The 14,275-nt window shown below is 36.6% G+C and carries 11 protein-coding genes and 3 tRNA genes; 10 read left to right on the top strand and 4 right to left on the bottom strand.

What is annotated here, in order from left to right; all coding sequences use genetic code 11:
• Positions 1–77: 77 nt before the first annotated feature.
• Together BLT30_RS07865 and BLT30_RS07860 are read left to right on the top strand one after the other, a co-directional pair.
• Positions 78–746, top strand: coding sequence for a YceI family protein (locus BLT30_RS07865; protein ID WP_089873043.1), 669 nt, complete (start codon positions 78–80; stop codon positions 744–746).
• 592 nt (positions 747–1,338) lie between these two features.
• Positions 1,339–1,974 carry an NAD(P)-dependent oxidoreductase gene (locus BLT30_RS07860; RefSeq protein WP_089873042.1) on the top strand — a complete coding sequence of 212 codons (636 nt, stop codon included), beginning with the start codon at positions 1,339–1,341 and terminating at the stop codon, positions 1,972–1,974.
• A gap of 28 nt (positions 1,975–2,002) precedes the next feature.
• Here the strand turns inward: BLT30_RS07860 and uvrA are convergent, their stop codons facing one another.
• A complete protein-coding gene (gene uvrA / locus BLT30_RS07855; RefSeq protein ID WP_089873041.1) occupies positions 2,003–4,792 on the bottom strand; it encodes an excinuclease ABC subunit UvrA in 2,790 nt (929 codons plus the stop codon).
• Positions 4,793–4,991: 199 nt separating this feature from the next.
• Between uvrA and BLT30_RS07850 the strand changes: the two genes are divergently transcribed.
• Both BLT30_RS07850 and prmA read left to right on the top strand, forming a co-directional pair.
• Entirely contained in the window at positions 4,992–6,788 is a 1,797-nt protein-coding gene (locus tag BLT30_RS07850; RefSeq protein WP_089873040.1) for a TonB-dependent receptor plug domain-containing protein, read from the top strand.
• Between the two features lie 139 nt (positions 6,789–6,927).
• Complete coding sequence (prmA, locus tag BLT30_RS07845; protein ID WP_089873039.1) at positions 6,928–7,755, top strand: 50S ribosomal protein L11 methyltransferase; 828 nt, start codon at positions 6,928–6,930, stop codon at positions 7,753–7,755.
• A 160-nt stretch (positions 7,756–7,915) separates the two neighbouring features.
• Here prmA and BLT30_RS07840 read toward each other — a convergent pair whose 3' ends face one another.
• Together BLT30_RS07840 and BLT30_RS07835 are read right to left on the bottom strand one after the other, a co-directional pair.
• Positions 7,916–8,473 (bottom strand): GNAT family N-acetyltransferase, encoded by a 558-nt coding sequence (locus BLT30_RS07840; RefSeq protein ID WP_089873038.1) that lies wholly within the window; start codon positions 8,471–8,473, stop codon positions 7,916–7,918.
• A complete protein-coding gene (locus BLT30_RS07835; protein ID WP_089873037.1) occupies positions 8,473–9,480 on the bottom strand; it encodes an N-acetylmuramoyl-L-alanine amidase in 1,008 nt (335 codons plus the stop codon). Before BLT30_RS07835 ends, BLT30_RS07840 begins: the two co-directional genes overlap by 1 nt.
• A gap of 133 nt (positions 9,481–9,613) precedes the next feature.
• Here BLT30_RS07835 and BLT30_RS07830 point away from each other — a divergent pair.
• From BLT30_RS07830 to BLT30_RS07810, 5 genes are all read left to right on the top strand, one after another.
• Positions 9,614–9,698, top strand: a tRNA-Ser gene (locus BLT30_RS07830).
• Positions 9,699–9,709: 11 nt separating this feature from the next.
• Positions 9,710–9,784, top strand: a tRNA-Pro gene (locus BLT30_RS07825).
• Positions 9,785–9,815: 31 nt separating this feature from the next.
• Positions 9,816–9,889: transfer RNA gene (locus BLT30_RS07820), tRNA-Arg, on the top strand.
• Between the two features lie 180 nt (positions 9,890–10,069).
• Entirely contained in the window at positions 10,070–10,717 is a 648-nt protein-coding gene (gene mtgA / locus BLT30_RS07815) for a monofunctional biosynthetic peptidoglycan transglycosylase (protein ID WP_027384898.1), read from the top strand.
• A 16-nt stretch (positions 10,718–10,733) separates the two neighbouring features.
• Positions 10,734–12,761 carry a recombinase gene (locus BLT30_RS07810; protein ID WP_089873036.1) on the top strand — a complete coding sequence of 676 codons (2,028 nt, stop codon included), beginning with the start codon at positions 10,734–10,736 and terminating at the stop codon, positions 12,759–12,761.
• Here BLT30_RS07810 and BLT30_RS07805 read toward each other — a convergent pair.
• Positions 12,739–13,035: a hypothetical protein gene (locus BLT30_RS07805; RefSeq protein ID WP_089873035.1), complete on the bottom strand. Its 297-nt coding sequence runs from the start codon at positions 13,033–13,035 to the stop codon at positions 12,739–12,741. The two genes, BLT30_RS07810 and BLT30_RS07805, sit on opposite strands and share 23 nt — an antisense overlap.
• A 144-nt stretch (positions 13,036–13,179) precedes the next feature.
• On the opposite strand from BLT30_RS07805, the gene ychF reads away from it, so the two are divergent.
• Positions 13,180–14,271, top strand: coding sequence for a redox-regulated ATPase YchF (ychF, locus tag BLT30_RS07800; RefSeq protein WP_089873034.1), 1,092 nt, complete (start codon positions 13,180–13,182; stop codon positions 14,269–14,271).
• Positions 14,272–14,275: the final 4 nt, after the last annotated feature.

The following is a 14,275-nucleotide window of genomic DNA, read 5'->3' as shown; positions in this document are numbered from 1 at the left end:
ATGTACATCAATACGATGTCGTGTTTAAGGTCTTATTTTTGCTGCAAGAAAAACAATATTAATTTAAAATATTATCTATGAAAAAATTAACAGTATTAGCATTCGTAGGAGCAGCTTTGTTGTTCACAGCTTGTAACGACAAAAAAGAAACAGTAAAAGATGCACAAGAAGTTGCTGCAAAAACTGGTGAAGCTTACAACGTCGATCTTGCTACTTCAAATGTAAACTGGAAAGCGTTCCACAAAGGTGGATTTGCGCCAAGATGGGGAACTCTTAACTTGAAATCTGGTGAAATTACCGTTGAAAACAATGCCGTGACTTCAGGAGATTTCGTGATCGATATGGCGACTTTGAAAGTTGACCCCGCTTCTGTAACAGAGGCTGACAAAAAACCAGCTGACCTGGAAGTACACCTTAAAAATGCTGATTTCTTTGATGTTGAGAAACAACCAACTTCTGATTTCAAGATCACTGCTATTGCTGATTTGGCTGGAGAACTTCCAAAAGATGCTGTTGCGGGTGCTAACAAAACTGTGAGCGGAAACCTGACTTTGTTAGGAAAAACACTTAATGTTTCTTTCCCTGCGAAAGTAACTGTTGCTGAAGGTAAAGCGGCTATCGAAGCTAAATTTACTGTAAACAGAGCGGATTGGGGAATCAAATTCGGGACTGATGAAACTGACCCAGCTGAATGGATGATCAGCAAAGACATTGAAATTGGAATTAATGTCAATGCTTCTAAATAAGTAAATTGTAAAAATGAAAATGAAAAGACTGTTTCGAAAGAAATGGTCTTTTTTTTATTAATAAAAAACACTTCGACTCCGCTCAGTGTGACATCTCTGATACTTAATGCATAATAAGAATTGTCAGGCCGAACGGAGTCGAAGCCCTTCTGAAATAAAAGAACCGACTCTTTAGAAGCCGGTTCAGTAGATAAAACATCTCATTTTTTTAGTTAAACAACAACAAAAAAGGACAGCCGACAATGCTATCCTTTAAATTTTTATATCAAATTTAATTTGAGTAATTCCGATTGGGTCAAAAGCAAATTTTATGTTCATTTCCTAAATCTCTATTGTAAATTTAGGAAGAAAAACAATACGATTTGTAAACTGAATGTTAAAATTTCATACTTATCCACATTTTTTTGTGGATAACTTATTATTTCAGCTCTTTTTGCACTTATAAATAATTTGATATTTTTGTTCCATTACAATCTCTTTATAAAATATCACATTTTATCAGGCCCGATTCTGTGAAGGCCTGAGATATTAAGAATCGATTTCATTGATTCTTAAAAATTCTATTTTCCAACAATAATATAAAGAGAACATAATGAAACTACATAAAATTGCCGTGATTGGCGGTACAGGAAAAGCAGGAAGCTATCTTGTAAAAAAACTTCTTGAAAAAGGTTTTCAAACCAAATTACTATTAAGAAATCCAGAGACTTTTTCTGACCAAAATCCTTTGATAGAAATTGTAAAAGGTGATGCGAGAGACTATGCTTCAATCAATGAATTAATAAAAACCAGCGATGTTGTAATCAGTACAATTGGCCAGCCGAAAGGAGAAAAATCGATATTTTCTGACTCAACGAACAACATTATTCAATCCATGAATTCTAACGGGATCAAAAGATACATTGTGATAACAGGTCTGAATGTCAATACGCCGTTTGACAACAAAAATGGAAAAGTGAAAATGGCAACCGAATGGATGTATCAGAATTATCCTGAAACAACTTTGGATAAACAAAAAGAATATGAACTTTTGACGGAAAGTAATCTCGATTGGACTTTGGTAAGATTGCCTTTGATAATTCAGACTGATGAAAGTTTTGAAACTGAGACCAATTTATATGATTGCATTGGAGAAAATATTAGTGCCAATGATTTATCAGAATTCCTGATTTCACAGATTGATGATGGAACTTATTTTAAGAAAAGCCCGTTTTTGTATAACTTATAAAAGAAAGAGAGTCATTTGACTCTCTTTTTTATTTTAATTTCTCCGCAATATACTTCGCAGTAAAAGATTTTTTCTCTTTGATCAAATCTTCTGGCGTTCCTGTAAAAACAATTTCACCACCGTATTTTCCGGCATTTGGACCAACGTCAATAATATGGTCGGCACATTTGATAATATCAGGCTGATGTTCAATTACCACAACAGAATGTCCTAATTCTATCAATGCCTGTAGCGATTTCAGTAATTTTTTGATATCGTGGAAATGTAAACCTGTTGAAGGTTCATCAAATACAAATAGCGTTTTATCTGTAGTCACACCTTTCACAAGGAAAGATGCCAGCTTTACTCTCTGCGCTTCGCCACCGGAAAGAGTAGAAGAGGACTGCCCTAATTGTAGATAACCCAAACCAACGTCTTGTAAGGGTTTCAGTTTAGTTGCGATTTTTTCTTCGTGATTTTCTTTGAAGAATTCTAACGCTTCGTCAACCGTCATATGAAGGATATCCGAAATATTTTTCTCGTCGTATTTGATTTCGAGGATTTCTTTTTTGAAACGCGTTCCGTGGCAATGTTCACATTCTAGTTCGATGTCCGCCATAAACTGCATTGAAACGGTGATCACGCCATCACCTTTACATTCGTCACATCTTCCGCCATCCACGTTGAAGGAGAAATGTTTTGGTTTCAGACCTTGAACTTTCGCTGATTTTTGTTTTGCAAAAAGGTCACGAATGTCGTCGTAAGCTTTCAAATAAGTGACTGGATTGGAACGCGACGATTTTCCGATGGGATTTTGGTCAATCAATTCGATATTCTGAATCAATTTTGAAGGAAATTCCACCGAATCATAATCCGCTTTTTTTCCACCCATTCCCAACTGAATCTGAATTGCATTCGTCATCACTTCTTTCATCAAAGTCGATTTTCCACTTCCGGAAACGCCTGTGATAACGGTCAGACATTCTAAAGGAACATTGACATCTACATTTTTCAAGTTATTTTGACGAGCGCCTTTTATCTCGATGAATTCTTTTGTTTTTCTTCGTTTATTTGGCACTTCGATTTCCAAATCGCCATTCAGATATTTTGCGGTTAAAGTATCCGCTTTCATCATCTCTTTATAATCGCCACTGAAAACCAAATCTCCACCAAGATAACCTGCTTCCGGACCAATGTCAATAATATAATCCGCTTCTCGCATCACATCTTCATCATGCTCTACAACAATTACGGTATTTCCCAAATCACGCAATTGCTTCAAAACACCAATCAGATTTTCGGTATCTCGGGAATGAAGACCAATGCTTGGCTCATCCAAAATATAAATCGAACCAACCAACGAACTTCCCAAACTGGTTGCCAGATTAATTCTCTGACTTTCACCACCGGAAAGCGTGTTCGAAGTCCTGTTTAAAGTCAGATAACCCAGACCAACTTTAGTCAGGAATTCTAGTCTTGTTTCGATTTCGTAAGTCAGGCGTTTGGCAATTTCTCTGTCGTGGTCGTTGAGTTTTAAGGTTTTTATTAATGGAAGCAATTCGTCCAAAGGTAATTCTATCAAAGACTGAATATTATGTCCATCGATTTTTACCCAGCTTGTTTCTTCTCTCAATCGTAATCCTTCACAATCCGGACAAAGCGTTTTTCCACGATAACGCGAAAGCATCACTCTGTATTGGATTTTGTAAAGATTCTCCTCCAGCATTTTGAAAAAATTGTCAATACTTGGAAAACTTCTGGTTTTGTCACCTTTCCAAAGGAATTGCTTCTGTTCTTTGGTCAATTGATGATAAGGCTTATGAATAGGGAAGTCTTTAGCTTTTTTGATGAATTCCTTTTTCCATTCGCTCATACTTTCGCCTTTCCAGGAAGCAACAGCGTCCTCGTGAAGCGATAAGTTTTTGTTTGGAATCACCAGGTCTTCATCAATTCCGATCACTTTTCCGTAACCTTCGCAAGTCGGACAAGCACCGTAAGGATTATTGAAACTGAAATAATGGACATTCGGTTCGTTGAAAACAATGCCATCTAATTCAAATTTGTTAGAGAATTCACGGATTTTTCCAGTATCTGTATTTTTAAGTGAACAATAGCCATGGCCTTCGTAGAAAGCCATTTGTATAGAATCTGCTAATCTTTGTAAGAAACTCTCGTCTTCCTCATAACTGAATCTGTCAATCACGAGATTAATTGTCATATCTTTTTCCGGCGTGAATCCGAAACTTTCCAAATCTTCAATTCCAGCCAAATTTCCATTGACTTCCAATCTTGTAAATCCTGAAACTTTAAGCGTTTTCAGCAATTCAACAAAGGTTTTAACTTCAAATGGCAAAGGCGTCAAAAGTAAAAAGGTAGCATCTTTTTTAGAATTCTTGATGAAATCGATAACGTCCGTTACGCTGTCTTTTTTGACTTCCTCTCCGGAAACTGGTGAAAAAGTTCTTCCGACTCTGGCGTAAAACAATTTCAGGTAATCATAGATTTCCGTTGAAGTTCCAACCGTAGAACGCGGATTGGACGAAATCACCTTTTGCTGGATCGCAATAGACGGTGCCAGTCCTTTGATATCATCGATTTTCGGCTTTTCCAGTTTCCCCAAAAACTGACGGGCATAGGAACTTAAACTTTCCACATATCTTCTTTGTCCTTCGGCATAGATCGTGTCAAAAGCGAGTGACGATTTACCACTTCCGGAGACACCTGTGATGACAATCAGTTTGTTCTTTGGAATCAGAACATCGATGTGTTTCAGGTTGTTAAGATGCGCGTTTTTAACGAAAATATATTTTTTGATATCGATTTCAGAAGCTGTAGCCATAGTAAAAATAAGACCAACAAATTTACGAAAAATTAAATCGATTTGCGATAGGTTTTCAAATTAACATTTTAAGTTTTCTCAATTAATTTGATTGCGGGTTAATGTTAATTTCTAAATTTGCGCCCAATTATTCAGAAGCTGAATTTAAACTATGAAATCGAAGATTGCATATGACCTTTTGAAATAATAGAAATTACATATGAAAAGAATTATTACGGCTTTATCAATTTGTGTTTTGTCTATTAATGCAATGGCGCAGAACAAAGAAAAAGAGATTGATGAAGTCAACTTACAAGGTCGGTTTTTATCAACGCCTTATAATGATGTCAACGAAAATGTAGTTGTCATTACCAAACAACAGATCCAAGATAGTCCGGCAACAAGCATTGATGAATTGCTTCAGTTTTATTCGGGATTGGATATCAAAAGACGAGGTTCCAACGGTGTTCAAAGTGATATTACCATTCGGGGAAGTTCTTTTGAGCAGGTTTTGATTTTAATCAACGGAATCAGAATGAATGATTCACAAACCGGTCATAATACATTTAATCTTCCATTTGATATTTCGGCAGTTGAACGGATTGAAATCATCAAAGGTTCATCCGCAAAACTTTATGGACAGAATGTTTACGCAGGTGTCATCAATATAGTTACCAGATCATCTTCTGAAGAACAAGTGACAATAAAAGCGCAAGGTGGAGATTTCAAAACTTATGATTTGTCGGCTGCGGCAACATTTGGTTCTGAGAAGTTTACCAATCTATTTACCATTAGCAATGGTGCTTCCGACGGTTATCGATACAATACTGATTATCAAATCAGGAATTTTTTCTACCAAAATAAATTGAAACTGAATGAGGGAAGTCTAAGTTTACAAGCTGGTTTTTCTGAGAAAAAATTTGGCGCAAATGGATTTTATGCTTCGCAAACCGCCATCAATCAATATGAAGAAACGCAGGCTTCGGTGGTGAGTTTGCAATATCAGCAGAGATTTGATAAACTGTCTGTCAATTCCAGTGTTTATTGGAGAAGAGGGCAGGATATGTATTTGTTTATTCGTCAAAATCCATCATACTATAGGAATATGCACATCGGAAATAATATCGGCGGAACTGTGAATGCGACTTATGAATCTTCATTAGGAACTACAGGAATCGGTGTGGATTACAGAAAAGAATTTTTAACCAGTAGTAATCTTGGAGAAAGAAAAAGAGACGTGACACAGGTATTTTTTGACCATCAGTTCAAATTTTTTAGTCAGAAACTGGAAATCAACCCGGGAGCGAGTTGGGCGAATTATTCAGGAGCGAATTTTTTCTATCCGGGAATGGATGCTGGTTTTATCTTTAATCCAAATCATAAAGTTTTTGGTGCAGTTTCGAAAGGTTTCAGGATTCCGACTTTCACCGATTTGTATTACGTGAGTCCGGCGGAGATTGGAAATCCAAACTTAGTTCCTGAGTCAGCAATCTCATCGGAATTAGGATATCGATTTCAAAATGAAAAAATATTGGCGAAAGCGAGCGGATTCATCCGAAATACAAACAACGGTATCGATTGGTTGAAAGAAACACCCGAAAGTCCGTGGAAAGCAGAAAACGTTGGTAAAATCCATCTCAAAGGATTTGAAACCGAGTTCAAACATCAACTGTTTTCTTTTCTAAATTATCGTTTGGGTTACACCTATCTTGATAATCAATATAAAAATGAAGAGTTTTCCAGATATGCTTTGCAGAATTTGAGACACCAGTTTGTAGCGCAAGTGGATGTGAAATTCTTGAAGTTTTTCAGTAATCAATTGATTTATAAATATTCGGAACGTGTGAATCTTGGAAGTTATAATATCTTGGATGAGCAAATTAATTTCCGGTATAAAGACCTTGATTTTTACGTGTTAATCAACAATCTGACGAATACGAAATATGTAGAAACCAATCTGGTTCCGATGCCGGGAAGATGGTTTCATCTAGGTTTCACTTATCAGATTAAAATGTAGTTTAGATTTTGTTCTCGCAGATTTAGCAAATCCAGCAGATATTGAATCTTAAAACTCAGCTCAATTTGCAAAATCTGCGAGAAACTTTATCTTAATTATCTTAATGTCAAAATAACCTAAATTTGCAAAAAATCAAACAATGGCAGCTTACCTGGAATTCAATTTCAAAATAAAACCTCTCCAGCCCTGGAACGAAATATTGATGGCAGAATTGATAGAAATCGGTTTTGACAGCTTTACAGAAGAATATGACGGGATTTTGGGCTATATTCAGAAAGACCTTTTCAAAGAAGATGAATTGAAAAATATTTATCTCTTGCAGAATGATGAGGTTGAGATTTCTTACACGTACCAAGAAATGCCCAATATCAACTGGAATGAGGAATGGGAAAAGAACTTCTCACCAATCAATGTTGAAGATAAAGTGCTTATCCGAGCAGAGTTCCACGACTCGGACCCGAATATGCACGAGATTGTGATTCAGCCCAAAATGTCTTTTGGAACCGGTCATCATCCTACAACACACCTGATGATTCAGCAAATGTTGGATATGGATCTGGAGAACAAAAAAGTGTTGGATATGGGTTGCGGAACTTCGGTCTTGGCAATTTTCGCAAAACAAAAAGGAGCAGGCAGAACCGTTGCCATCGACATCGACGAATGGTCTGTCGAAAATTCCAAAGAAAACGCTGCACGAAACAATGTAGAACTAGATATCGAATTGGGAACAGCTGACAATCTTGGCAAAGAAAAATTCGAAATCATCTTGGCAAACATCAATAGAAATATTTTGATTTCTGACATTCCGACTTATGTTTCTGTGTTGGAAGATGGTGGAAAACTGTTGCTGTCCGGACTTTGCTTCTTTGATGTGGATGATATTCTGGAAGTCTGCACAGAACAAAATTTAAAACTCGAAAAGAAAATCCAAAGAGAAGAATGGGTTTCTCTTTTGTTGAGCAAATAAATTATTTGGGCAGCTAATCCGCCTTCCGCTCCCGCTTTTTTCCTACACTTTGTTTCGGAAAAAGAGCTCCGCTCAAGTCGGGCTGCAAATCCAATATAAAACCAGCTTTAGTTATAAAAATAGACCAAGGAAAATTAATTTTCCTTGGTCTATTTTGTATTTACGAATTGTTATATTTTCTAAAATCCGTTTCTAAAATAGCATATCCATAATTATCCGACCAGCCGGATTTTAATGGCAATAATTTTCTTGTATGTGCCTCTCGCAGCATTCCCACTTTTTCTAAAACACTGTATGAACCAATATTGTCAACGGCGCAGCCAGCTTCAATCCGATGCAGATTCAGTTCTTCAAAACCGAATTCGATAATTTTCCTTAGACTTTCCGTAGCAAAACCTTGATTCCAAAACCTGTAATCCAATTGAAACCAAACTTCCGCATTTCTATAATGCTCTTTTCCTAGATTGATTCCAATCAAACCAATGAATTTTCCATTACTCACCAAGTCAATAGCAAATGTAAATTTCTTAGTTCTCTCCTTATTGTTTTCACGAATCCAATCCCCGACAGTAATTTTAGTTTCGTTAATATTTTCAGGGATTTTGGAAGTATTGTATTGAGCCGTTTCTTCCAGACGTTGTAGCTGATAAACGTTTTCTAAATCATTTTCAGAAACAGGTCTTAAATTTAACCTTTCTGTTTTTAAAACAATATTCATTACTTCTGCGGATACTTCTGGATCAAAGCCTGCAAAATCGCCAAAGTCTCCGCATCCATAATCCCACTGTAATTCGTCGGTCGAAAATGGAATTGGAAAGCCTCGATAGTTTGTTTAGTAGGCTTGTCCCAAACGCCATTCACGGTCAAGGCGTAACCAAACTGAACCAATTGCTGCTGGACCTTGGATACGAAGTCAGGGCTATTGTAATTTAAAGCAATATCATTGGTCGTTAATATTTGATTGAGGAAAGTCTGTTTTGCGGTTTCGTCATACCACATCCCGATCTGATATTCGTCATAAAGTCTTTTCCAGGGGAAAAGTGGTCCAGGGTCTTGCTTTCTCGTTGGGGCAATATCAGAATGGGCCAAAATATTAGTTGCAGGAATATTATATCTCGTCACAATATCTTTGACCAAAGCAGCTACTTTTTTGAACTGTTCTTCCGGATAAGGATAGAAAATACGGTTGTTCAGAGAGTCTGTGGCGTAACCAAGATTAACGATCTCGATTCCAATTGAAGTGTCATTCAGCTGTTGATCTTTTCTCCAGAAACTGATTCCTGCGTGATAAGCCCTTTTGTTTTCATCCACGATTTGATAAATTTCTTTATCAGGAAGTGTGCTGACCAAATAATGGGCACTTACAGATTGTTGAGTTAATGTTGAAATAGATTTTTCATCATTAAGTACAGTGTAATGTAAAATCACATATCTCTGACGGAAGTTTTGTCCAATGGCAGGGAAATAATTTTTTGTGATTTTGTAACCTGCGGGGTTTGCGCTTACAATAGAACCATAACTTATGGTATTGTCATTTTTGGTAATGTCTGCAATATTGACTTTGTAATATTCGCCTTCATCTTCTTTTATTTCGGGCTTTTTTTCTGTGATGACAGGCCTGGGAGTATTCGGAAGAGTTGGATTTTTAGTTTTTACATTTTTTTGTTGTGAACCACAGGAAATGATTGTTATTCCTAAAATTGTGAAATATAGTATATTACGCATCTGTAAGTGTTTTACGAAGTATTTATGATTCAAAAATATGAAAAAAAAAGAATAAAAAAGTTTGGTAGATATATAAAACTGTTCTATATTTGCACTCGCAATTGAGGAACAAACGATCTTTAAAATATTGCAAGGAGGGTTGCCAGAGTGGTTAATGGAGCAGTTTGCTAAACTGTCGACCCGAAAGGGTCGCAAGGGTTCGAATCCCTTACCCTCCGCAAAAAATCTACGGGGCGTAGCGTAGTCCGGTCATCGCGCCTGGTTTGGGACCAGGAGGTCGCAGGTTCGAATCCTGCCGCCCCGACAAGTTTTAGTAATTTCGAAAAATTACAAATGGGTGCGTAGCTCAGCTGGATAGAGCATCTGCCTTCTAAGCAGACGGTCAAAGGTTCGAATCCTTTCGCGCTCACGAAAACTCACGATCAGTTTTGGTCGTGAGTTTTTTTATGTCCCAAAGCTATATTTCTATTTCTTATTTTCGAACAATTATTTGTTAATTAATTTTTAACAATATCCGAAAGTCTGCTTATTGATGGATTTTGACAGGATAGGAAAATTGTTTTATTTTCGCTTAAAATTTCTTTTAGCAATGTGGAAGTTCATCAAGAAACTGTTTTTGTTTGTGATCTTAGCGAATATACTTTTCATTATTTTCGGGATATTCTTTAATCCGCCAATTACCTTTACTCAGATCGGAGGATTGGTGAAATACGGAAAATTACAACGTGATTATGTTTCCTATGATGATATGGGAAATAATATCAAAAAGGCTGTGATAGCTTCAGAAGATCAATTGTTTTTCACTCATAATGGTTTCGATTATAAAGCTATCGAAAAGGCAATGAAGAAGAACGATAAGAAAGGTAAAGTCGTGAGGGGAGGAAGCACAATTTCTCAGCAGACCGCTAAAAATATTTTTCTTTGGCAGGGCAGAAGCTGGATTAGGAAAGGATTGGAAGCTATCTACACATTCATTATAGAGAAAATCTGGGGCAAAGATATTATCTTGGAAAGATATCTTAATTCCATCGAAATGGGACAAGGTGTCTTTGGTATAGAAGCTGCTTCTCAATACTATTATAACAAACCAGCGAAAGACCTTACAAAAAGCGAAGCAGCCTGGATTGCGGCTGTTTTACCAAATCCTAAGAAGTACGACCCGAAAAATCCCACGCCATACCTTAGGAAAAAACACAGCTGGATTATGCGCCAGATGAACAATATTGTTCTGAAATGATTACTTTTGTGAGGATATGGTAATTAGATTAACAAAAAAAGACAGTTTCAGTACGATTCTGAAAAACTATTTTTCTGAACGTAATGAAACTTTGTCTTTAGAACCTTTATCAGAAATTGTTGTAAGCCTGAAGAAAGATGATTTGGGCGTTTTTACAGCTTACCTCAAAGACAATGAGAAGATAAGGGAGAATCTGATTTATTATATTCATAATATTTTCAAAGAAAAACCATTCAATCTCTCGCTGACAGAAGCAGATATTCTTTCGGAAAATGCCTTTTATCCGGAGTTCAAAAAACGAATACTGAATAAGATCCTCCCTCCGATCGAAAACGAAAATACGATCTGGTATCTGGTAGACAATGTTTTAGTAACGCCTAAAAAAGACCTTGAATTTTTCCATAATTCACCGGAGGATAAAATGGACGAGCTTTTCAGATTATTGAAAATTGATAAATTTATTAATAATCAGCACGTTAAAAACGAAATGTTGTTTTCTCTTAATATTTTGGCGTGGCGAGTGATTGGAAATGCACTGGATGTTGAGGTGGTGAAAATGGCCCCGGAATATAGAAATTTTGATAATCCCTTTTTGGCGCTACAAAACGAACTTGATATTCTAAATGCAGATTTCAAAGAGAATCCGGATTTCAAATTGTCATCAACGGACGAAGTTTATAAACAGATCAAAGTCTATCTTGACCAATGTTTGGAGTTTGTTAATATTGCTTTCAAGAACTCTTCTAAATATGGGATCTCCAGTAAGACAAATCAATCATTGCTAAAGATCAGGCAACAATTGCAAAGAATGTCTGATATTGTTAAGCTCTTTGTAATTGATGAAGAAAAAGATTATTTGATTAATTCCAAGCAATTATTCTTCAATGTTTTAAAATATAAGTCTCATAAGAATAATCTCCAGGACCTGATTTCGGACAGCACGAGATTGATGTCGCATCTGATTACCAATCATACGGCAGAAATGGGAACGCATTACATTACCTCCACAGTAGGGTCTTATATGAAGATGTTTTGGAAGGCATCCGGAGGAGGTGTGATTGTTGGGGCACTTTGTGTATTAAAGATGCTTTACAGTTACATCGACACGAGTGATTTTGCGCACGCATTTTTATTTTCTATGAATTATGCGATGGGATTTGTAATGATTTACCTGATGCGTTTTACCTTGGCAACAAAACAACCTGCGATGACGGCCGCTACAATGGCGAAGGTTTTATCGGAAGGAAGTAATAGAAGTGCTTATATGGAATTTGCGCATGTTGTCTCCCAATTGTTCAGGTCACAGTTTATTGCGTTTGTTGGGAATGTTCTCCTGTCTTTTCCTGTTTCTCTGATCATAATTTATAGTTTAGAAATACTCTTTAAACAAAATTTTGCCTTCGAAAAATCCACTAAATTATTGTATGACTTAGACCCATTTCAGTCCAAGGCTATTTTACACGCTTCTATTGCTGGTGTTTTCCTCTTTATTTCTGGGGTGATTTCTGGGAATATCAGTAATAATTCAGTTTTTTTTCAGATTCCTAAGAGAATTGCAAAAAATCCTTTCATCAATTATTTCTTTGGGCAAAAGATCGCAAAACGTTTGTCGGTCTATTATTCCAAAAATTGGGCAGGAATTATTTCCAATTTTTGGTTCGGAGTTTTTCTTGGTGCTACGGCTCCGATTGGGCTTTTCCTTGGTCTGGACCTGGATATTCGTCACATTACGTTTGCGGCGGGTAATTTTGCTTTGGGGCTTTATGGAAAAGATTTTGTTGTGACATCTTACACGTTTTGGATCTCGTTTGTAACGGTTTTTATTATTGGGTTCTTCAATTTTATTGTAAGTTTCGGACTGTCGATGCTATTGGCGTTTCGTTCCAGAAAAGTTGAACTGAACGAAGCAAGAGAGATTTTTGGAGAGATTTTTCGATATTTTGTCAGAAACCCATTCAGGTTTTTCTTTCCACTAAGGTCTAGGTTGGATGAGAAAAGTAAACAGATGATTCAGGATATTTCTACAAGATCAGAAGATCATTGATCAAAGATTCGTCTTTCAGAACTTCTTGGAATTTTTTCAGGAAGAATGATTTTCTCATTCGGAGATCGTTTTTCAATAAAGGTGATTTGATTCTCAGAACCAAAACTTTCTCTTTTAGATTTACAGTTTCGATTTCAGAAAAAAGCGCATCCGAAAGATAATTTTGCAAAAAATCCTTGATTTCGAAAGCTTTCAGTTTGTCTTCAAAACCATAGATCCTCGCAAAAGAATTCAGTAATTCCGAAGATTGAAATTCACGTTTTTTCCTGCTCATTTTCTCATTTTAATTAAGATTGTAAAAGTAGAAAATTCAAATTCAAAAACAGTATATTTGCACGCTGAAAGTTCAAAGTTTAAGGTTCAAAGTTAATGACATCAAAACCTTAAACTCAAAACTTTAAACTTTAAACCTTTTTTTATGAAATGTGGAATCGTAGGTCTTCCGAATGTAGGAAAATCAACTCTTTTTAATTGTCTTAGCAACGCCAAAGCACAATCTGCAAACTATCCGTTTTGTACGATCGAGCCAAACTTGGGAACGGTTTCTGTTCCTGATAAAAGACTTTTTGAACTTGAAAAATTGATTAATCCGGAAAAAGTAGTTCCTGCGGTTGTAGAAATTGTGGACATTGCCGGATTGGTAAAAGGAGCAAGTAAAGGTGAAGGTCTTGGAAATCAGTTTCTTGCTAATATTCGTGAATGTGAGGCAATTATTCACGTTTTGAGATGTTTTGAGAATGGCAATATCGTTCACGTAGAGGGTTCTGTTGATCCGCTTAGAGATAAGGAAATCATCGATATAGAACTTCAGTTGAAGGATCTGGAAACCATTGGAAAAGCTGTGGAGAAAGCTAAAAAGTTCATCAAATCAGGAAAAAAAGAAGATGTTTTGGCTTATGAAACGCTTCAGAATCTTCAGAAATTTGTTGAAGACGGGAAAAATGCAAGAGAATTCCCAACCGATGATTTTATAAAACCAATCATTGGTGAAGTTCAATTGTTGACGAATAAGCCTGTGCTTTACGTTTGCAATGTAGATGAGAACTCTATCAAAAACGGAAACGAGTGGGTCGCGAAAATCGAGGAAATGGCAAAAGGCGAAGGTGCTGAGATCGTTGTACTTGCGGCGCAAATAGAAGCTGATATCAATGAACTTGAGACTTTCGAAGAAAGAGAAATGTTCCTGGATGAACTCGGTTTGGACGAACCGGGCGTAAACCGATTGATTAGAAAAGCTTATGACTTGTTGAAGTTACAGACTTATTTTACGGCTGGTGTTAAGGAAGTTAGAGCTTGGACGATTGACCAGGGTGCAACTGCGCCACAGGCTGCAGGTGTGATCCATACAGACTTTGAGAAAGGATTTATCCGTGCGGAAGTTATTGGTTACGATGATTTTGTGAATTACGGTTCAGAATCCAAAGTGAAAGAAGCTGGAAAAATGAGAGTGGAAGGAAAGGAATACGTCGTAAAAGATGGAGATGTAATGCATTTCAGATTCAATGTATAATTAG

The organism is Epilithonimonas hungarica, assembly GCF_900102265.1.
GTDB classification, from domain to species: domain Bacteria; phylum Bacteroidota; class Bacteroidia; order Flavobacteriales; family Weeksellaceae; genus Epilithonimonas; species Epilithonimonas hungarica.
This window is presented reverse-complemented; position numbering and strand designations above follow the sequence as displayed.